Origin of the sequence: Acinetobacter sp. UC24323 (genome assembly GCF_024151445.1) — a bacterium.
GTDB lineage: Bacteria > Pseudomonadota > Gammaproteobacteria > Pseudomonadales > Moraxellaceae > Acinetobacter > Acinetobacter baumannii.
The window spans coordinates 174,629-195,114 of the sequence record NZ_JAHIBY010000008.1; the positions used below are offsets into that span (position 1 = coordinate 174,629).

Here is a 20,486-nt window from a genome sequence, read left to right on the forward strand (position 1 = left end):
TTTTAATATGATGTAGATGAAGCAGCAGCTAGGCAACTGGCATGAATAGATGTACACCCTAGCTGTTTTAGCGCCTGACTTAAAGCGTGAATTGAACTTCCTGTTGTGATTACATCATCAATAATCAGTACACGACGATAACGCCGTTTTTCTTGAGTGAGCGCAACAAATTGCTGTTCAATATTTTCAAATCTTTCGAGTCGAGATAATCCCTTTTGAGAATGCTCATTTAAGCGTTGTACAGGTTGCCAAACTGGTATTTTTAATTGCTTACTCAAAAGATTGGCGAGTAATAAGGATTGATTAAAACCACGTTCAGTTAAACGTTGTTTAGAAATAGGCATGGGTACAATCGCTTGTACCTTAGGAAATTTTAATTGCTGTAAAACTTCAGCGAGTAAGGTTTGGTAATGTAATTTTTGTTCATATTTAAACTGCTGAATAATCCGGTTAATTGGATAGGCGTAGTGACAGGCCACAAGAACAGACTGATCATTGCGCTGAACGGTTTGCTTAAGCCACGGTAGCTGTTCCCAGCATTCTTTACAAAGAGAATATTTTTCCCGTGTTCCTATTTCGCAAAGTAGGCAAGGGGACAGCAACTGAAAAAGATACTGTGGGTTTAAAAACTTAAACATATGCGTATCGAGGAGCTTCGGGAAGCCAGCGCTTCAATAAGGCATCAGCTTGCTCAGGGTAATCTTTTAGAACTTGTTGTGCAACGTAGTGTGCTTGACTCAATAAATGATCATCTCGCTCTAAACGTGCGACACGGAAACCCATATCACCTGTTTGTTTTGTTCCTAATAACTCACCCGGGCCTCTTAGCTCAAGATCTTTTTCAGCAATAACAAAGCCATCATTACTTTCTCTTAAAATTGAAAGTCTTTCTTGCCCATTTTGTGAAAGTGGTGGTTTATAGAGAAGAACGCAAAAACTGGCTTTTGCACCTCGTCCTACACGCCCTCGTAATTGGTGTAGCTGTGAAAGCCCTAATCGTTCAGCATTCTCAATGACCATAATTGACGCATTGGGAACATCTACTCCAACCTCAATAACAGTTGTGGCAATTAGCAGTTGTAGTTCATTGTTTTTAAATGCTTGCATGACAGCCTGTTTTTCATCGGCTTTCATTTTGCCATGAACCAAACCAATATTAAGTTCAGGAAAGCGCTCTTTCATTTCTTGATAGGTGGCTTCGGCGGCTTGAGCATCTAAAGTTTCGGACTGTTCGACCAGAGTACATACCCAGTAGGCCTGTTTGCCTTCTCGGCAGTTTGAAGCAATTCGATGCAGTACTTCTTCACGACGATCTAGCGGAATCGTGACGGTCTGAATTGGAGTTCGGCCTGGGGGTAATTCATCAATAATCGATGTATCTAAATCGCCATAAGCACTCATTGCCAGTGTTCTAGGAATTGGCGTTGCAGTCATGACCAGTTGATGTGGGGTGAGCTGTTCGGCGCCTTTATTGCGTAAGGCTAATCGCTGATCGACCCCGAATCGGTGCTGTTCATCAATAATCACGAGTCCTAGTTTTGCAAACTCAACGTTATCTTGAAATAAGGCATGGGTACCCACGATCAGTTCAGCATGGCCTTCTTTAATTTGTTGCTCAGCGTGTGCCCGCGCTTTCCCTTTTTGTTTACCCGACAACCAAGCTACCGTAATACCTAAAGGTTCAAACCAGCGTTTAAAATTTAAATAATGCTGCTCTGCTAAAATTTCGGTAGGTGCCATTAAAGCAACTTGCCAATCTGCTTCCAATGCGTGACAGGCTGCAACTGCTGCAACTAAAGTTTTTCCAGCACCTACATCACCTTGTACCAAACGCAGCATAGGTTGATGTTGTTTTAAGTCGTTTAAAATTTCTTTTGATACACGTTTTTGTGCGTTGGTCATTTGAAAAGGTAAAGCTTCTAGCAGTTTTTTTGCAAGCACTTTACTACTCGGAAAAGCAGGTGAAGCAATTTGGCGAATATAAGCACGTCGAGTGAGAAGACTAATTTGATGTGCGACCAGCTCTTCAAAAATAAGACGTTGCTGCGCAGGATGAGAGCCTTGAGCCAATTGGATCATATTGGCATCAACTGGCGGCTCATGAATGTAATGTAAAGCTTCTTGGAGTGCATACCCATTTGTATATTGTTTAGGGAGTAACTCGGGTAAAGCATCACTATGATGCTTCAACGCTTGTTTAACATATTCGCGTAATTTAGCTTGTGTTAGTCCATCGGTACTTGGATAAATTGCAGTGAGCTGCGTTTTTGGTAGTGGTGTATGTTCATTAATAAGTTGAATTTCTGGATGATAAAGCTCAAGCCCTCGTGCACCTACGCGAACTTCACCAAAAATACGTAAACGGTTACCAGGTTTTATTTTGTCGGTTAAATTTTTATAAATATGATAAAAGCGTAAAGTCACCTTACCAAATTCATCTTGTATTAATGCGGCCATAGATTTACGTTTACCTGGAGGGAAATCAACAGATTTGACTTCACCCTCGAGTAAATAACTACGACCAACCACCAATTGATTCATAGGAATAATGGTACTGCGATCTTCATAATCACGGGGCAGATGAAACAGCAAATCATCTGTGGTAAAAATATTTAGTTTTTCGAGTAGGGCTGCTGAAGCCGATCCAACGCCTTGTAACTGATGGACTGAAGTCATGTCCCCTCAACGAGTTCTCTATGCATATATTATTTATCGGTTATGGTAAAACATCTCAGCGTGTTGCTAAACAACTATTTGAGAAAGGACATCAAATTACCACAATTAGCCGTAGTGAAAAGACAGACCCTTATGGGACACATCTCGTACAGGATATTTTTACGCTCGATTTAAGCGAAATTGCACCTGTAGATGTAGTGTATATTTTACTTTCTCCAGACGATAGTACTGTTGAAGGTTATCAGCATACTTATGTGGATAGTATTGAGCCTATTCGTCAGGCTTTAAAATCGCATCCGGTTAAAAGATTAATTGTGGTGTCATCTACGCGGGTATATGGTGAAAATTCTGGTGAAACAATTGATGACCATAGTGAGATTCACCCAAATGATGCCCAAGGGCATATCTTGCACAATATGGAATTGCTATGGCAAAAGTATTTTCCGTCACAGTGCGTGATTGTGCGTCCTACAGGGATTTATGGGGCTTCTATTGATCGTCTAAAACGAATGGCTGAGCACACGCAAACCTATCCAAATATTCACTATAGTAACCGTATTCATATTGATGATTTAGCAAGGTTTTTGGCATTTTTAGCTGATTTTGAAAAACCCCATAAAAGCTATCTTGTTGCTAATAATGCACCTGTACCTTTGCATGAAGTCTTACTGTGGTTTCAAAGTCAGTTAGATTTACCACTGCTTACCTTAGATTCAGCTCATGTGTCAGGCAAAAAAATTTATGCGAAACATCTGTTTGAGACGGGTTTTCAACTTGAGCATCCAATTTGCTTTAATGACTATTTATTATGTTTAAATGCTCATGGTACAAATTAAAATTTAGACTAAACTTTAAATAACAACAGAAATACCTGATGAGGCAGTTAAATTGCCGATAAAGATAAAAAGGTTAAAAGTGAAAAAATTTTGTTTAGCTCTCTTTTTGAGTGTAACGTCAGTTACGAGTTGGGCTGGGGATCAGGTGTGGTGTGCATATGATCCAGCGGGTACCCAAGGGGATATTACGCGCCGACTAAATGACATTCGTCTATATGCTCAGCAATATCAAGTCAAATTCAAAGTCGTTAGTTATCAAAAAGAGCAGCAAGCCATTCAAGCCTTTGATGAGGGTAAATGCTCAGGCTTAGCAGCCAGTAACTTTAATACTTATCAGTATAATCATTTTATGGGCAGTACCTCAGGTATTGGTCTTATACCCAATAACCGGACTGCACGAAATCTATTGCAGCTTTTAAATCACCCTACAATTGAGAAAAGATTAATTAATAAAGACTATGAAGCAGTCGGCATGATTCCGGTTGGTACTGCAAATATGGTCATGAAAACCAAAAAAATATCAAAAGTGGCACAGCTTAGAGGTCAACGAATTGGAGTTCTGGCCAATAATCCGCCACAACAAGCTTTGGTGAGAAGTGTAGGTGCGCAGCCGGTATATGTTGATTTATCGAATGCGATTGCGCAGTTTCAACAAAATAAAATCGATATTATGCCAGCGCCTGTTTATGGTCTTTTGCCTTATAACCTACAGAAAGATTTTGGGCCAGATACTCAGGTGATTAATTTTCCTTTGGCGTATTTCGGGGTAAATATAATTATTAAACCGCAAGCTTATCCAGCCAACTTTGGACGAAAAATTCGGGCTTGGTTTGTCCAAAATAGTCAATTATTAACGAATCGAGCTATACAATGGGAAAACCATTTACCAGCCTATTATTGGGTTGACGTTTCTTTTTACGAAAAGCAGAGCTATGACATTATGGTGGCAAAAATACGCAATCAATATGTCCGCTCCGGTTATTACGATGCCTACTTTGTGGAGCTAATGAAACGCTTACGTTGTATTGATGATCCGCGTTACTTTGAATGTCCAATGAGTAGATAAAATAAAAGGCAACTTAAGTTACCTTTTATTTTGCATGAAGATTTTAAGCTTTTTTACGTTTTAAACGGCGTTTAGCTTGCTGAGAAGCCATTGCTTCAAGAGCTTCTTTTAACTCTTCATCAGTAAAGGTTGTGATGTGTTGCAACATTTGTAATGTCACTTCATCAAGCACCAACTGTGCGCCTGCTGCCATTTGACGGAAATTATCGTCAAACTCGATTTGGCCTTGGTCATTCGTTCGAATGTAGTTTTGTTGAGTTAAAACTTTGATAAAGCTTTGGAACAATGCTTTGTCAAAGAATTCAGGAGAGTTAAATTCATAAAGAACTGATAAACGTTGGCCTAATAAATGACTTAATTCTTCAACTTGTTTTGCTGAAATATTGCCTGAACCACGCTGAGTGATTAAAGCTAAAGTCATGTAATAACGTTCAAGGCTTTGTTTAACAGGTGTTGCTAATACAACAAGCTGATTATGCTCTTCAGTATTTGGTGCAGAGCTAATTAAATTGCCTTCGTCATCTTGTTGAATAAGATTTGATTGAACCAATGCATCTGCATATTGCTCAATCTGTTCTTTAAGTTCGCTACTTTTCCATTTAAGGAATAGTTCGGCTTTTAAGAATGGATAAAGTGTATAGATAACATTGCTTAAATCAGCACGGCTAATTTTCCCGTTATGTTCAACAAGAGATGCAATCAATGAAGGTAAAACGAATGCATGCAAAATGTTATTGCGGAAATAGGTGAGGAGAACCGCTTGGTTATCTTCAATCGCAATAATGTCACCAAGGGCATGCTGTACGCGCTTAATCAATTTAAGCTTTAAGCCATAAGCAATAATTTCCTTACCAGATAGCGGCGTCACTTCTGTGCGCTGATCGTAAGGGAAATTTGATGCTAAATTGCGGTAAGCTTCAAGCTGCTTAATACAGATTTCTTCATCAAGCGTATGCTTTGGTGTTGCAAGCAAAATAATTGAGAGTAAAGAAACCGGATTAATCACTACCGCACGGTTAATATTTTCTAAAATCGCATTTGCAGAACTGTTTACTGCTTCTGAAACAGCAGGTGGCACTGGGTCATCGTTCTTTTCAATATAAACGTTCTCAGCATTATGCTGTTTAAGCAAGTCATCTAGAAAAACAGGTTCACCAAAGTTAACGTGTACTTTACCGAAAATACGTTCAATTTTTCGGAGTGTTTTTAAAATACCAAAAATAGACTCGGCTTCTTTTGGCTTACCTTGCATTTCGCCTACATAGGTTGAACCTTCCATAAGGCGCTCATAACCAATGTAAGTTGGCACAAATACAATCGGCTTGGCACGGCCACGTAAATGACTATGGACTGTCATTGCGAGCATGCCGGTTTTCGGGGGTAATAAGCGGCCTGTACGCGAACGTCCACCTTCAATAAAGTATTCAAGTGGTGTGTTGCGAGAAAGAATACTATATAAATATTCTTTAAATACAGAAGTATAAAGGCCATTACCACGGAAAGAGCGGCGAATAAAGAAGGCACCGCCTCCACGTAAAAGCTGACCAACGAAAGGTAAGTTTAGGTTGTCGCCTGCAGCAATATACGGAACCATCAAGCCACGTTTATAAATCACATAAGACAGTAGTAAGTAGTCAATGTGGCTACGGTGACATGGTGTGTAAACAATTTCATAGTCTTTTGCAAGCTCTCGGACAGTACTGAAGTTATGAACTTCTACGCCGTCATAAAGCTGAGTCCATAGACGTGTTAACGCCAAATCTGCAAAACGTACTGCTGAGTGAGAATAATCAGATACGATTTCATTCACATAACCAATCGCACGACGCTCTGCTTCAAGCATGCTGATTTTACCGCGAATACTTTCGCGTCGAATGGCTTCTTGAACATCACGAGACTTTAATACCGACTGCATGACATTGCGGCGGTCTGATAAGTCTGGACCTAAAACAACTTCACGTTGGCGATCAAGGTAGTCATTTAAAGTGCTAACAATATAAGTTGCTGGCGAAAGGTTTGGATAATGCTTCTGAGCATATTCAACGAGGTCACGTAAAGACTGTGGTTCATGGAATTCCAAATAAGATTGGCGACCATGCAAACCAATATTTACAAGCTGTTTAACTGTACTTGGTGTTGCCCATGTATCTGAGAATAACAACTTAAACCAAGAGTCTTCTTTATCTGGAGAACGGCCCCATAAAACGGTTACCGGAACCAGTTCTATGTCGAGTTCAGGATTTGCTTGTAAAACTTCGATCAGTTTAATTAAACGTGGCGGAAAAGCGTGAGGAGGGGGATTCAGTAGGTTATTTTCATCATTGTGTTGTAAAAATAAAACTGAAGCTTTTTCCTGATGAGTACCGATGACTAATGGATCTAGCGCTGGCTTTAAATTTAAGCGGCGTGTTTCCCCATCCACCACTAAAGCATTACTGCGAGAATGGTTTTGCAAGACATAGCACACTACTTTTTGGCGCTCGGTCTTCGCTTCTGTTTCTGTTGTTGCTGATACTGGTTCAGTAGGAACTTCCCCAAGAACATGTGGTGTTACCACGAGGTCAAGTAGTTTACTCGAAAGCCGACGATACATTTGACCAAACCCACTCTTGGACATAAGAACTCCTACTTCTTAAAGACAAATCCCGGCACCAAAGGCAGAGGGTAAATATTTTGCGGTATTTATTAAAAAAAACAATATGCTATTTTCTGATAAATTATAATTCTTTTGGCATTTTTTATCGTTAAAAATCGTATTTTTAGCTGTTTTAAGGGCAATGTTTGTCAGAAGTTGACTGATTGTTCCATGTACAAATAGTTTTTTATGGCACAATAGATTCTACACATCTGTCCTTTAATACCAATTTTGCCTGCAATATGAAGGTATCTCTCATGAATGCGTTAACCCAAGAACTGGTTGAGCTGCTCACTTTAGAAAAGCTTGAAGAAAATATTTACCGTGGAATTAGCCGTAATTTGGTCGGTAAACGTGTTTTTGGAGGTCAGGTTCTCGGTCAAGCATTACGTGCTGCTTCTTACACAACTGATCGTCCTGCGCATTCTCTGCATGCCTACTTTTTATATGGTGGTGATATTAATGCTCCAATCATCTATGAAGTAGATCGTTTACGTGATGGCAAAAGCTTTGTCAGCCGTCAAGTTCGGGCAATTCAGCATGGACGAGTTATTTTCTCGGCAATGGTGTCTTTTGCTAACCCTGAAGAAGGCTTGAACTATCAGCATCCAGAACCAGATTACCCAGCTCCTGAAGCGCTAAAATCGGAAAGTGAGTTGAAAGAAGGTATCCTGAATTTTGTACCGGAAAATGTTCGTGCAAGTTTTATGCGTGAGCGTCATGTTGAAATCCGTCCGATTGATCCAGTCAATCCGTTTCAACCACAACCGGAAGCGCCTTTCAATGCGCACTATATCCGTACCCATGACCGTATTCCAAAACAGCTAGATGATATTTCATTGCATCAAGCAATTGTAGCGTTTTACTCAGACTTTACTTTGATGACAACAGCTTTAAGACCACATGGCTTAAGTTATATTTCTCCGAGTTTGCAATGTGCCAGTATTGATCATGCGATTTATTTCCATCGCCCACTTCGTGCTGATGAATGGATGCTCTATGACATGGAAGCTACAGTTAGTGCGGCTTCTCGCGGTTTAAACTTTGGCCGTATGTGGCAAAATGGCCAACTCGTATGTAGTACGGTGCAAGAGGGTTTGATGCGTTTACGGGAAATTGAAACTCAATAAATAACGATGAGCCATCTGAAAAGATGGCTTTTTTATTTTTAATTGAAACGATGTGACAAAAAATTGCTCGAATGAAAAGCAAGCTCATGTCATATTTACAAAAGGATTGCCTACTGAAAAAAATAATGTTGATATGAACTTAAATACACAAATTCTGATTGCTGCCATTTTAGGTTTAGCCTTTGGCTTCCTACTTACCATGTATCCGGACACTGCTTTTGTAAAGCACAGTTTATATGGATTAGGCATATTAAGTAGTGTTTTTATTGGGCTACTTAAAATGTTGTTGGTGCCATTAATTTTTAGCTCCATTGTGGTTGGAGTTTCAAATTTGCAGGCAGGTGGACAATTAGGCCCAGTTTGGAAAATCACATTCTTGTGTTGTATCACCACCACCACCTTGGCCTTAATTTTAGGTATTAGCTGTGCTCATTTGTTTGAGGTCGGGCGAGGTGTAGATATTTCAATTTTTCAGGCATCTATGCAAAGCTATCAAACACCAGATAGTTTAAACCCGGCAACTTTCTTCACTAATTTTATTCAAAATACTTTAATTAACCCATTTAAAGCTTTTAGTGACGGGAATGTTTTAGCTGTCGTCGTGTTTGCTCTATTTGTGGGTGTTGCTTTAGTTCATGGTGGCGAACGTTTTAAAAGTATTCGGGTATTGAGTCATCAGTTTTTTGAAATGATGATGATGTTAGTAGGTTGGGTAATGAAATTGGCGCCGTTAGGTATTTTTGCCTTACTCGCTAAATTAATGGCCACCGAAGACATTTCAGTATTAAGCCGATTGGCGGAATTTGCTGCTGTGGTAACAGGTACTACTATTTTTCATGGCGCTGTTGTTTTACCGCTACTGCTTTGGATTTTTGGTCGTATGAGTCCTTGGACTTTCTTCAAAGGCACACGTACAGCTTTAATTACCGCATTTGCAACGAGCTCTAGCTCTGCCACTATGCCGCTGAGTATGAAATGCGCACAGGAAAACTTAGGTGTTCGTCCTCAAACTGCAGGTTTTGTGATTCCGTTGGGTACACAGCTCAACATGGATGGTACAGCTTTATATGAAGCTGCTGCCGCGCTCTTCGTGGCAAATCTAGTTGGACTAGACTTAAACCTGACACAACAAATTGTAGTGTGCCTAACCGCAATGATCGCATCACTTGGAGCACCAGGAATTCCAAGTGCGGGTATGGTTACCATGATTATGGTATTACAGTCTGTGGGTTTACCTGCCGAAGCAATTGCGATTTTACTTCCAATCGATCGTTTACTCGATACGGTAAGAACGGTTGTAAATGTGCAGGGAGATATGATGATTAGTGTGGTAGTAGATCGATATACCAAAGATAAAGATATTAGTATCTAATCTCTAAATAAAAAAGCAGGATTTATATCCTGCTTTTTTTATTTTAAGCTGCTTGTAATTCAGCTCTTTTGGCTGCTGGCGACTGCGATAAATAACTTACCGCATCTTCAGTGCTGCCTTCTTTAACTGGATCATACCACGGCATGAGGTAGTCAATTTGCTGAGCAATAAGCCAGATTGGGTTTGGTAAAACCTGATTATCTTTTCGGCTAATTTTATACCATTCTAGAGCAACCCAAGCTGGGAAAAATCTTGATTTGGCAGCATCAGCAAAACGTGGATCTTGCTTCATAATATGTGCGGCGCCGTCTACCCATAGCCCTAACACAAGCACAATCACCGCAAGACTTAAATAATAGCGCGGGATATAACCACCTCCTAAATGGCGATATAAATCGAAAGCAACCGTGCGGTGTTCAATTTCTTCTGAACCATGCCATTTTACCAAGTCTACCATTTCTGGATCTGCGCCTAACTCTTCCCAGCGTTTGTTATAAAGCGCATATTTACCTAGAACACATGTCATGTGCTCAACTGTCGCGATAACACCTAAACGAAATAAATCCCATTGCTCTTGCAGGAATTGCGGAACTTCTTTGTCAAAAGGCTTATCTGCCAAAGCAGTAGTAAATAGATAATTCATAATGTCCAGATTTCTCTGGATATCAATATTGCGTGCACTTAAATATTCTTTATTGGCAGAAGTGTGTGCGTTTGCATGCATTGCTTCTTGGCGAATAAATGCTTGTACATCCTGTTTAAGTTTTTCATCAGTAATACGCGGTAAAACCTTGTTATAGAGTCGGCAGAACCAGAACTCTCCAGCAGGCAAGATATTGTTAATTTCATTAATAAAATAACTTGCAAACGGTTGGTTTGGAATCCAGTCTATAGGGGTATCTTTCCAGTCAAATTTTACCTTGCGTGGAAGAATCTTATAATCAATAGAAGAACCTAAAGCCTTATTCTTCAAAAAAGATAGCAATTTCATCATTTAGTCCTGATTTTTAACTCGATGAAGTTATGATGAGTATAAAAAAAGCCCCTACATTTGTGTTTAGCAATAGGGGCCAATTGAATATAAATTTAATGAAGAAATTGTATCTGTTTTGACGATTTACTCTTCTGCATCCTCATCGCTTGCTTCTGGGATTGCATCAACGTCAAATTCTGGCTGTTGTTCAAGCGTAAAGTGCAGACGTCCAGCCATCACACTTGCTAGCTCTTCTAAACCTAGTTTGTTTAATGAAGAAAAAAGCTGAATCGAGAAATCAAGCTTCATTTTTTTCAGTTGCTGTTTAACTTCGAGCAAGACTTTGTTCGCTGGACCGCGGTTCAGTTTATCTGCTTTGGTTAAAAGAATATGAACAAATAAATGGCGTGAATAAGCCCACTCTAGCATCATCATGTCAAAGTGCTGTAAAGGGTGGCGAATATCCATGAGTAAAACCAAACCTTGTAAGCTTTTACGATGGATTAGATAGTTTTCTAATTCTTTTTGCCATACACGTTTCATTTCTTCTGGTACGGCTGCATAACCATAACCAGGAAGGTCAACTAAGCGTTGATCTGGATTACCTAGGCTGAAAAAGTTAATCATTTGCGTACGCCCAGGTTTTTTGGAGGCACGTGCAAGCTGTTTCTGGTTTGTTAATGCATTAATTGCGCTAGATTTTCCTGCATTTGAACGTCCGGCAAACGCAATCTCGTAGCCACTATCTTCAACACATAGTGCCAATTTCGGAGCACTCATTAAAAATTCAGCTTGGCGTAACCAGTTTAGAGATTGCACAGCATAGGCTGTAATCGCTGGATCCGGTTTCTTTTCATAACTGATCTTTTGCTTGGGTGCGAGTCTGGCTTTGGTGTCTTTCGATTTTTCACTACGACGCATAAAAAATAACTTTTTAAATGAGAGGGCTCGCGCCTAGTATAAAGGAGCTTGGTTATTCTTGCTAATTTTCAGTAAGCTTGCTTAAAAAGATAAATAGAATTACGGGCTCTAGAGTTGTAAAAAGGCGATAGGGGAATGATCTGAAGCGGATTTTGGCTGTTGTAAAACTTCACCTAACGTATATTGATCTAAACTTTGATAAAAGCTTTCCAAAGCTTGATCAAGAATACCTTTCAAACCGCAATGGGAGCGTAAAACACAAGGCGGTGTATTGCATTCAACAATTTGGTGGTCACCTTGTAAAATTCGGACAATTGTTCCAAGTTTTAAATCTAAAGCTTTTGGATTTAATCGAATTCCACCACCTTTGCCGCGAATGGTAATAATCCACTCTTGTTTACCCATAAAATGGACAACCTTCACAAGATGATTTTGCGAAACATATAAATCTTGAGCGATTTCTGCAATCGTGTACGGCGCATCACTTGGACGAGCGACATACATTAATATTCGCAAAGCATAATCGGTAAATTTATTAAGTTGCATGATCACCAAAAACTAAAGGTTAAGAGGTTGATCATCTTAGCCTGAAAGTCTAAAGAATAAAACTTTCAGGCCAGAGCTTTTTAAGTTACAGCGTTAAAGGAGCTGAAACTTGTACTTGATCACCAACTCTATAGTGCTCAAGCAAAATGTTTGAAACAGAGAACTCTGTATGGTTTTCTTCTGGTTGAACATCAAAATGATAAGTATTGTCCTCTTGAGCCTCTGTGAACTTAAATGCTTTTGGTTGTTCAAGCTGCTGGTTAGGTACTTGAACTTTTACAGAAATAAAAGCATTTGCTGGGCTGGTGAGTACATCTTCATGATCAGTTGCCTTTAAAGTAAAGCGTTTGCCAGACTCAAGTGGGTCAATTTGCGTAATTTCAAATGAACGCCAGCCAGCCCATCCACCTTTCAAGCTTTCAAGTTGTTCATATTTTTGTTTTTCAACACCAATTAAGATATCTGCCAACTGTAAGTAAGCTTGTTTCCACGCTTCAATGAGTTCTGATTCAAATGGAACATTTAAAACTTCACTAATTGAATGAAGCAAGTTGTCGCCCACAATTGCATATTGATCTGGTTGAATATCTAAGCTCACGTGTTTAGTGGTAATACGTTCAACCGCTTTGGCAAGCACCGTAGGATTCTCAATATTTTCAGCATACGCGAGTACAGCTGCTGCAAGAGCACGAGGTTGGCGCAGGCTGGTCTGATCATCAAGATTAAAAACATTTTTTAATTCTGGGTTGTTATTCAACATACGCTTATAGAAGTATGTAGTTAGAGTAACACCATGTTCACGCAATACAGGTACAGTAGATTTAACGAGTTCAATTTGTTGTGGAGTCATGGCTAGACCTTAATTATCTGGCTATATAAGATGTATTTAAAATACATCTTTAAAATAATTGTAGCAATAGCTTTTTAATAAAAACCTTAAAAAATTTAAGGGATATAAAATCCCCTAAATTAATATACTGATTTAAAAATAAATTTTATTTTCCAAATAATGAGCCGAGTAGCCCCCGTACTAATTTTTGGCCAGTACTACCACCTAAGCTGCGAGCAGCACTTTTTGCAAAAGTTCCGACAATATCTTGAGTAAGTTTAGCTCTTTCACGCGCCGCACGTTCCTCTTCTTTTTGCTGTTCACGTGCTAGACGCTCTTGTTCTTTGGCTTGTTGTTTCGCTAAGGTTTCCTGTTCTTTCGCTTGCTGTTTTGCGAGTTCTGCATCTTGTTTTTGCTGTTCCCGTTCAGCCACTTTGTTTTGGAGCATTTCATAGGCACTATCACGATCTACAGCTTGTTCATAAACCCCGGCAATAATACTTTGCGAAATTAAGGTCTGACGCTCTTCTGGAGTGATAGGCGTAAATGAAGAGTAAGGAGGCATAACCCAACCACGTTCTACAATTTGAGGTGTACCTTGTTCATCTAGACAACTAATCAGTGCTTCACCTACACCGAGCTCGGTAATTGCTTCATCTACTTTAAAATCGGGATTAGAGCGGAATGTGTCTGCTGCTGTTTTTACTGCTTTTTGATCTTTAGGAGTAAAGGCACGTAAAGCATGTTGTACACGGTTGCCGAGTTGCCCTAAAACACTTTCTGGTAAGTCGAGCGGGTTTTGGGTAATAAAATAAATTCCCACACCTTTAGAACGAATTAAACGTACAACTTGTTCAATTTTTTCTTGTAAAGCTTGACTGGCGTTGTCGAATAACAGGTGGGCTTCATCAAAGAAAAACACGAGTTTAGGTTTATCCATATCACCAACTTCTGGAAGCTGTTCAAATAATTCTGAAAGCATCCATAACAGGAAAGTAGCATATAGCTTAGGTGTATTCATGAGCTTGTCAGCCGCAAGAATATTGATATAACCATGCCCATTTGCGTCGGTTTGTATAAAGTCCAGAATATTTAAAGCTGGTTCTCCAAAAAACTGCTCTCCACCTTGGTCGGCAAGAGCAAGAAGATTGCGTTGAATAGCGCCTAAGCTGGCTGGAGATAAGTTGCCATATTCGGCTTTAAACTCAGCTGCATGTTCACTTACAAAAGTGATCATGGCTTTTAAATCTTTAAAGTCGACCAGAAGTAATCCTTGGTCGTCTGCAATACGGAATACGGCAGATAAAACACCTTCTTGGGTGTCATTTAAGTTGAGTATACGTGCTAATAAAATTGGTCCAATTTCAGAAATAGTGGTTCGAATAGGGTGGCCTTGCTGACCAAATAAATCCCAGAAAACAACTGGATTGGCTGCAAATGGAACACTGTCGATCTGTAAAAGCTTTAAGCGTTCATTAAATTTATCCGAAGCTTCACCAGCTTTTGCGAGGCTTGAAACATCACCTTTTGCGTCGGCAAGAAAGACGGGAACGCCGATTCGAGAAAAACTCTCTGCGAGCACCTTTAGGGTGACTGTTTTACCTGTACCGGTCGCACCTGCAATCAGGCCGTGCCGGTTGGCAAATTGGGAAAGTAAAACAATTTCTTTTGATGTGTCGTTAATATTTTTTGCAATAACAATCGGTGTACCCATATATTTTTATCCCTTAGTGTGAGCCACTATTGATGTTGTCGTTTTACATTTGTTTCAGAGCATTTTCGATATCTTGAATTAAATCTTGTGGATCTTCTAGCCCTATACAGAAGCGAACCAACAAACCTTGTTGTAAATGTGTATTTTCAAGTTTTCTCATCATTTTTAAATCATAAAGCATGACGAGACTCACAGGTCCTCCCCAACTAAAACCAAGTTTGAATAGCTTAAGAGCATCACAAAAACGGCGTACTGCTGAAATATCATAATCAGATTTGAATACAACACTCACTAAGCCTGCACTTTTACCTGTTGAGCAAATTTCTTGCCAGTATTGATGACCAGGTGCAGCTTTATCGCTTGGATGTAGAACTTGTGCAAACTGAGATTGTTCTTTTAACCATGTCAGTAGGGTTTTAGCATTATTTGATTGTTGCTCATACCTTAATGACATATGCGCAAGACTGCGTTGAATTTGGGCGGTATCATCACCAGATACCGAAATCCCTAAAATGGCATGCATTCGGAACAAACGGTGATGTAACTTCTCATCACGAGTTACCACACTTCCCATTAAAATATCGCCACCACCACTTGGATATTTGGTAAGCGCATGAATGGTTAAATCCACTGATAAATGCTCATCGGAAAAATCAAAAGCATTAAAGGCGAGGCCAGCTCCCCAAGTATTATCTAGTGCAGTTAAAACGCCATGTGCTTTTGCTTTTTTTACTAGCGCTTTGAGATCTGGAAATTCAAGAGTGACAGAACCTGCTGCTTCTAACCATAGCAACTTGGTTTTATCAGAAGGCTGGAAACTTGAGACATCGATCGGGTTATAAACTTGAACATTAATTCCATATTGATCTTTTAAGTAGTTTAGGTGTTCCAGATTCGGACCATATATATTGTCTGGCACCCAAACTTCATCACCTGTTGCTAACACAGCAGAATTTACGAGATTAATCGCAGATAACCCGCTTGGAGCAAGTAGGCAGTATAAACCACCCTCAATTTGAGCAATATTGTCGCCTAGTGTAAATGTCGTAGGCGTACCGTGGGTGCCATAACTAAAGTCATAAGGATCGGTCCAGTGACGGTCAAAAAGGTGCGAAGTTGATTTAAAAATAATAGTTGATGCACGAAATAAGGGAGGTTGCACGGTTTCAATAAATTGAGGTGCTTTTCGTGGTGCATGAATGAGTTGGGTTTGGAAATTGTTATGCTTTTTCATGGGGCGCTATACTTTACATAATGAGATTAGATTAAGAGAAAACTTACTTAACTGCTAGATTTTTGATTATTTCTAAGATGTTTCGTTACTAGTGTAACATTCACTAAAACTTGGCTTTATTTTTGCAAAGATCAAACCAACATTCTAACAACAATAGGTTTAAGCGCATGAAGTCGCATTTACGTGTTCACTATTTTCAACATATTGCTGGCGAAGGTTTTGGAAGCTGCTATTCATTCTTAAAAGCACACCATGCAACGATAACAGCTACAGAGTTTTTTGCACTTCCAGTTGATCTCCCTTTGGAAATAGAAGCATTGCCACACATTGAAGATGTGGATTTGCTACTTATTATGGGGGGAACCATGAGTGTAAATGATGAGGCAAATTATCCATGGTTAAAAATAGAAAAAAGATGGATACGTCGTTATTTGGCGGCGGGAAAGCCTGCGATAGGACTTTGTCTCGGAGGGCAACTTATTGCCAATGCACTAGGAGCCGCCGTTAGTAGAAACCGTTATCAAGAATTGGGATGGTCGACCGTACAAAGGGTGCCGAATTTACCTAAAGAAAGCTTTTTATTACCAGAAAAAATAAATGTAATGCAGTGGCATAGTGAAACTTTTGAGATTCCTAAAGGTGCGATTCATTTAGCAGAGAACTCAGTTTGTCGTAACCAGATGTACCAAATTGGTTCAAATGTTCTTGGTTTTCAATTTCATCCAGAAATGACACCGAAGGTATTAAATCTTCTTTTAGAGAACGAACAAGAGCTTTCTATTTTTAAAGGTGAGTATGTTCAATCTTTAGATGAACTACATCATTGCGACATCCAAAAGTTTGAACAAGGCAATCAACTTTTAAACAGGGCAATAGAGTTCGTGGTCAATCAATAAAAAATATAGAGTTGATGAGAAAAAGGATGAATTGAGCAGAAAATAGAAAAAGAGAATTGCATAAGACTTAAACAATCGTTATAATGAGCGACCCTCAAGAAGAGGGCATTTACTGCGAAGAAAGTAGTAAATGTGCATTACAGTCGTGGCATCGATCACGACCTTGGTGATTATCACTGCCTTTGACACTTACCAGATAGGTGAGATGCGTCAAAGGTGATTCTTTATATATTTGGCTTGGAGTTTACTGGTATGTCTAACCAGAGAATTCGTATCCGTCTTAAGTCTTTTGATCATCGTCTGATTGATCAATCTGCTCAAGAGATCGTAGAAACCGCTAAGCGTACCGGCGCACAAGTGTGTGGTCCAATTCCGATGCCTACTCGCATCGAACGCTTCAACGTTCTTACTTCACCGCACGTTAACAAAGATGCGCGTGACCAGTACGAAATTCGCACCTACAAACGTTTGATCGACATCGTTCAACCTACAGATAAAACTGTTGATGCATTGATGAAGTTAGATCTTGCAGCTGGTGTTGATGTTCAGATCGCTTTGGGTTAAGGCTTTCGGTTAATTAACGATTAGTTAATTAGGCCGCTTTTTTAGAGGTTTATGCACATGGCTATTGGTTTAGTCGGTCGCAAATGTGGTATGACTCGCATCTTTACAGATGCTGGTGTTTCTGTACCTGTTACAGTCATCGAAGTCGATCCAAACCGCATTACGCAAATCAAAACACTTGAAACTGATGGTTATCAAGCTGTTCAAGTAACTACTGGTGAACGTCGCGAGTCTCGCGTAACTAACGCTCAAAAAGGTCACTTCGCTAAAGCGGGTGTTGCTGCTGGTCGTTTAGTTAAAGAGTTTCGTGTTACTGAAGCTGAGCTTGAAGGCCGTGAAGTTGGCGGTACTATTGGCGTTGATTTGTTCACAGTTGGTCAAATTGTTGACGTAACTGGTCAATCAAAAGGTAAAGGTTTCCAAGGTGGTGTTAAACGTTGGAATTTCCGTACCCAAGATGCTACTCACGGTAACTCTGTTTCTCACCGTGTTTTAGGTTCTACAGGTCAAAACCAAACTCCTGGACGCGTGTTCAAAGGCAAAAAAATGGCTGGTCACTTAGGTGATGAACGCGTAACAGTACAAGGTCTTGAAATCGTATCTGTTGACACTGAACGTTCAGTTTTGGTTGTTAAGGGTGCAATTCCTGGTGCAACTGGCGGTGACGTTATTGTACGTCCTACCATCAAGGCCTGAGGGGAAATACCGTGAATTTAAAAACTGTTTCCGGCTCTGCTGTTGAATTGTCTGAAGTAGCTTTCGGACGTGAATTTAACGAAGCTCTTGTACACCAAGTTGTTACTGCTTACTTAGCAGGTGGTCGTCAAGGTACTCGTGCTCACAAATCACGTGCAGACGTTTCTGGCGGTGGTAAAAAACCATTCCGTCAAAAAGGTACTGGTCGCGCTCGTGCGGGTTCTATTCGTAGCCCAATCTGGGTTGGTGGTGGTAAAACTTTTGCTGCTCGTCCACAAGATTGGTCTCAAAAAGTAAACCGTAAAATGTATCGCGGTGCAATGCAATGTATCTTAGCTGAACTTGTTCGCCAAGATCGCCTTGTTTTAGTTGAAGAGTTCGCTGTTGCTGCTCCAAAAACTAAAGAATTGCTTGCAAAACTTAACGATTTAAATGCAGCTCGTGCTTTGATCGTTACAGATGCTGTAGATGAGAACTTATATCTTGCAGCGCGCAACCTTCCACACGTTGATGTGGTAGATGCAACTGCAATCGATCCTGTAAGCTTGATCGCGTTTGATAAAGTTGTGATGTCTGTAGCTGCTGCTAAGAAAATTGAGGTAGAACTCGGATGAACAACGAACGTATCTATCAAGTCCTAAAAGGACCAGTCTTCTCAGAAAAGGCACAAGTTTTAGGTGATACTGCTGGTGTTCAAGTATTTAAAGTAGATATCAACGCTACTAAACTTGAAATCAAAAAAGCAGTTGAAAAACTTTTTGGTGTAGAAGTTGTTAAAGTTAACACAACTATTACTAAAGGTAAGACTAAGCGCTTTGGTCGTACATTAGGACGTCGTTCTGATGTTAAAAAAGCATACGTCACCCTGAAAGCCGGCCAAGATGTTGAAATGGCTGACTTGGGCGATACCGCTGAAAGCGCAGCGGAATAAGGACGAAAATTATGCCGATTCAAAAATGTAAGCCAACGTCTCCAGGACGTCGCTTTGTAGAGAAAGTGGTTCATGACCATCTTCACAAAGGCGCGCCTTATGCACCGTTGGTAGAAGCAAAAAAACGTACTGGTGGTCGTAATAACAACGGTCACATTACTACTCGTCACGTTGGTGGTGGTCATAAGCAACATTACCGTATCGTTGACTTCAAACGTAACAAAGATGGCGTACCTGCTGTTGTAGAACGTATTGAATACGATCCAAACCGTACAGCGCATATTGCATTATTGAAATATGCTGACGGTGAGCGTCGTTATATCATTGCGCCTAAAGGCTTACGTGCTGGTGATAAAGTACAATCTGGTAACGATGCTCCAATTCGTCCAGGTAACTGTTTACCACTTCGTAACATGCCAATCGGTTCTACACTTCATAACGTTGAACTTAAAATCGGTAAAGGTGCTCAATTAGCACGTTCTGCTGGTGCTTCTGTTCAATTGTTGGGTCGTGATGGTTCTTACGCAATCATTCGTCTTCGTTCAGGCGAAATGCGTAAAGTACACGTTGAATGCCGCGCTGTAATTGGTGAAGTTTCTAACCAAGAAAACAACCTTCGCTCATTAGGTAAAGCTGGTGCTGCACGCTGGCGTGGTGTTCGTCCTACCGTACGTGGTATGGCGATGAACCCGATTGATCACCCACACGGTGGTGGTGAAGGGCGTAACAAAGGTATTCAACCTGTAAGCCCATGGGGTCAAAAAGCTAAAGGGTACAAGACACGTACCAACAAGCGTACGACTAAGATGATTATTCGCGACCGTCGCGTCAAGTAAAGGAATCTGACTAATGCCTCGTTCTCTGAAAAAAGGCCCATTCGTCGATGCGCACTTGTTCGCTAAGGTTGAAGCGGCTGTTGCTAGTAACTCTCGCAAGCCGATCAAAACTTGGTCTCGTCGTTCGATGATCCTTCCAGACTTTGTTGGTTTAACAATTTCTGTTCACAATGGCCGTAACCACGTTCCAGTAATTGTTACTGAGCATATGGTTGGTCATAAACTCGGTGAATTCGCGCCAACTCGTACCTATCGTGGTCACGGTGTTGACAAGAAGTCTAAACGTTAATAGGTGTCATGATGGAAGTAACTGCTAAATTACGCGGTGCCGCTATCTCGGCACAAAAAGCACGTTTGGTTGCGGACTTAATCCGTGGCAAGTCTGTTGCACATGCTTTAAACATCTTGAACTTCAGCAACAAAAAAGCTGCAGTTTTAGTTAAAAAAGCATTGGAATCTGCAATTGCAAACGCTGAACACAATAACAGTTTAGATGTTGACGACCTTAAAGTTTCTACGATTTACGTTGACGAAGGCATGAGCCTTAAACGTATTATGCCACGTGCTAAAGGCCGTGCAGATCGTATTACTAAGCGTACTTGTCACATCACCGTTAAGGTAGGGGTTTGAT

General features: G+C 40.3%; 21 protein-coding genes and 1 pseudogene. 12 read left to right on the forward strand and 10 right to left on the reverse strand.

Translation table 11 applies throughout. The features are described 5' to 3' along the window. Positions 1–2: 2 nt before the first annotated feature. Positions 3–638 carry a ComF family protein gene (locus KNQ97_RS12635; protein ID WP_017815938.1) on the reverse strand — a complete coding sequence of 212 codons (636 nt, stop codon included), beginning with the start codon at positions 636–638 and terminating at the stop codon, positions 3–5. Beyond that, positions 631–2,676, reverse strand: a complete 2,046-nt coding sequence (recG, locus tag KNQ97_RS12640; protein ID WP_253612313.1) for an ATP-dependent DNA helicase RecG — start codon at positions 2,674–2,676, stop codon at positions 631–633. The genes KNQ97_RS12635 and recG overlap by 8 nt, the downstream gene beginning before the upstream one ends. 20 nt (positions 2,677–2,696) lie before the next feature. On the opposite strand from recG, the gene KNQ97_RS12645 reads away from it, so the two are divergent. Both KNQ97_RS12645 and adeT2 read left to right on the forward strand, forming a co-directional pair. Further along, positions 2,697–3,512: an NAD(P)H-binding protein gene (locus tag KNQ97_RS12645; protein WP_000547774.1), complete on the forward strand. Its 816-nt coding sequence runs from the start codon at positions 2,697–2,699 to the stop codon at positions 3,510–3,512. A 79-nt stretch (positions 3,513–3,591) separates the two neighbouring features. After that, positions 3,592–4,578: a putative multidrug efflux protein AdeT2 gene (gene adeT2, locus KNQ97_RS12650; RefSeq protein WP_000712907.1), complete on the forward strand. Its 987-nt coding sequence runs from the start codon at positions 3,592–3,594 to the stop codon at positions 4,576–4,578. Positions 4,579–4,621: 43 nt separating this feature from the next. Here the strand turns inward: adeT2 and plsB are convergent, their stop codons facing one another. Continuing rightward, the gene (gene plsB / locus KNQ97_RS12655; RefSeq protein ID WP_000045404.1) at positions 4,622–7,195 is read right to left on the reverse strand and encodes a glycerol-3-phosphate 1-O-acyltransferase PlsB; all 2,574 of its coding nucleotides are present in this window, start codon (positions 7,193–7,195) and stop codon (positions 4,622–4,624) included. Between the two features lie 275 nt (positions 7,196–7,470). On the opposite strand from plsB, the gene KNQ97_RS12660 reads away from it, so the two are divergent. Next, positions 7,471–8,343 carry an acyl-CoA thioesterase II gene (locus tag KNQ97_RS12660; protein WP_000993136.1) on the forward strand — a complete coding sequence of 291 codons (873 nt, stop codon included), beginning with the start codon at positions 7,471–7,473 and terminating at the stop codon, positions 8,341–8,343. Between the two features lie 106 nt (positions 8,344–8,449). Continuing rightward, positions 8,450–9,715 (forward strand): dicarboxylate/amino acid:cation symporter, encoded by a 1,266-nt coding sequence (locus KNQ97_RS12665; RefSeq protein ID WP_002000599.1) that lies wholly within the window; start codon positions 8,450–8,452, stop codon positions 9,713–9,715. 43 nt (positions 9,716–9,758) lie between these two features. Here KNQ97_RS12665 and KNQ97_RS12670 read toward each other — a convergent pair whose 3' ends face one another. The 7 genes and pseudogenes from KNQ97_RS12670 to KNQ97_RS12700 form a co-directional block, all read right to left on the reverse strand. Beyond that, entirely contained in the window at positions 9,759–10,709 is a 951-nt protein-coding gene (locus KNQ97_RS12670; protein ID WP_086262216.1) for a metal-dependent hydrolase, read from the reverse strand. A gap of 123 nt (positions 10,710–10,832) precedes the next feature. Further along, positions 10,833–11,609 (reverse strand): ribosome biogenesis GTP-binding protein YihA/YsxC, encoded by a 777-nt coding sequence (yihA, locus tag KNQ97_RS12675; protein ID WP_001254463.1) that lies wholly within the window; start codon positions 11,607–11,609, stop codon positions 10,833–10,835. Positions 11,610–11,717: 108 nt separating this feature from the next. Further along, positions 11,718–12,155, reverse strand: a complete 438-nt coding sequence (locus KNQ97_RS12680) for an Rrf2 family transcriptional regulator (RefSeq protein ID WP_001176606.1) — start codon at positions 12,153–12,155, stop codon at positions 11,718–11,720. A gap of 85 nt (positions 12,156–12,240) precedes the next feature. After that, positions 12,241–13,005: a globin domain-containing protein gene (locus KNQ97_RS12685; RefSeq protein ID WP_000188889.1), complete on the reverse strand. Its 765-nt coding sequence runs from the start codon at positions 13,003–13,005 to the stop codon at positions 12,241–12,243. Positions 13,006–13,007: 2 nt separating this feature from the next. Beyond that, positions 13,008–13,129 (reverse strand): annotated as a pseudogene (locus tag KNQ97_RS12690) (hypothetical protein). A gap of 21 nt (positions 13,130–13,150) precedes the next feature. After that, entirely contained in the window at positions 13,151–14,698 is a 1,548-nt protein-coding gene (locus tag KNQ97_RS12695) for a helicase HerA-like domain-containing protein (RefSeq protein WP_000537113.1), read from the reverse strand. Positions 14,699–14,741: 43 nt separating this feature from the next. Next, a complete protein-coding gene (locus tag KNQ97_RS12700) occupies positions 14,742–15,932 on the reverse strand; it encodes a PLP-dependent transferase (RefSeq protein WP_057051676.1) in 1,191 nt (396 codons plus the stop codon). 167 nt (positions 15,933–16,099) lie between these two features. Between KNQ97_RS12700 and KNQ97_RS12705 the strand changes: the two genes are divergently transcribed. The 8 genes from KNQ97_RS12705 to rplV all read left to right on the forward strand — a co-directional run bounded on the left by KNQ97_RS12705 (position 16,100) and on the right by rplV (position 20,485). Further along, complete coding sequence (locus tag KNQ97_RS12705) at positions 16,100–16,828, forward strand: type 1 glutamine amidotransferase (protein ID WP_000835293.1); 729 nt, start codon at positions 16,100–16,102, stop codon at positions 16,826–16,828. A 252-nt stretch (positions 16,829–17,080) separates the two neighbouring features. Continuing rightward, positions 17,081–17,392 carry a 30S ribosomal protein S10 gene (rpsJ, locus tag KNQ97_RS12710; RefSeq protein WP_000070912.1) on the forward strand — a complete coding sequence of 104 codons (312 nt, stop codon included), beginning with the start codon at positions 17,081–17,083 and terminating at the stop codon, positions 17,390–17,392. 57 nt (positions 17,393–17,449) lie between these two features. Further along, positions 17,450–18,088, forward strand: a complete 639-nt coding sequence (gene rplC / locus KNQ97_RS12715) for a 50S ribosomal protein L3 (RefSeq protein ID WP_001982642.1) — start codon at positions 17,450–17,452, stop codon at positions 18,086–18,088. A gap of 11 nt (positions 18,089–18,099) precedes the next feature. Continuing rightward, positions 18,100–18,702, forward strand: coding sequence for a 50S ribosomal protein L4 (gene rplD, locus KNQ97_RS12720; RefSeq protein ID WP_001050255.1), 603 nt, complete (start codon positions 18,100–18,102; stop codon positions 18,700–18,702). After that, positions 18,699–19,019: a 50S ribosomal protein L23 gene (rplW, locus tag KNQ97_RS12725; protein WP_001058538.1), complete on the forward strand. Its 321-nt coding sequence runs from the start codon at positions 18,699–18,701 to the stop codon at positions 19,017–19,019. The genes rplD and rplW overlap by 4 nt, the downstream gene beginning before the upstream one ends. Positions 19,020–19,030: 11 nt before the next feature. Next, entirely contained in the window at positions 19,031–19,855 is an 825-nt protein-coding gene (rplB, locus tag KNQ97_RS12730; RefSeq protein WP_001122317.1) for a 50S ribosomal protein L2, read from the forward strand. Positions 19,856–19,868: 13 nt separating this feature from the next. Then, the gene (rpsS, locus tag KNQ97_RS12735; protein ID WP_001138119.1) at positions 19,869–20,144 is read left to right on the forward strand and encodes a 30S ribosomal protein S19; all 276 of its coding nucleotides are present in this window, start codon (positions 19,869–19,871) and stop codon (positions 20,142–20,144) included. 11 nt (positions 20,145–20,155) lie between these two features. Continuing rightward, positions 20,156–20,485, forward strand: coding sequence for a 50S ribosomal protein L22 (gene rplV, locus KNQ97_RS12740; RefSeq protein ID WP_001982638.1), 330 nt, complete (start codon positions 20,156–20,158; stop codon positions 20,483–20,485). Position 20,486 lies beyond the last annotated feature (1 nt).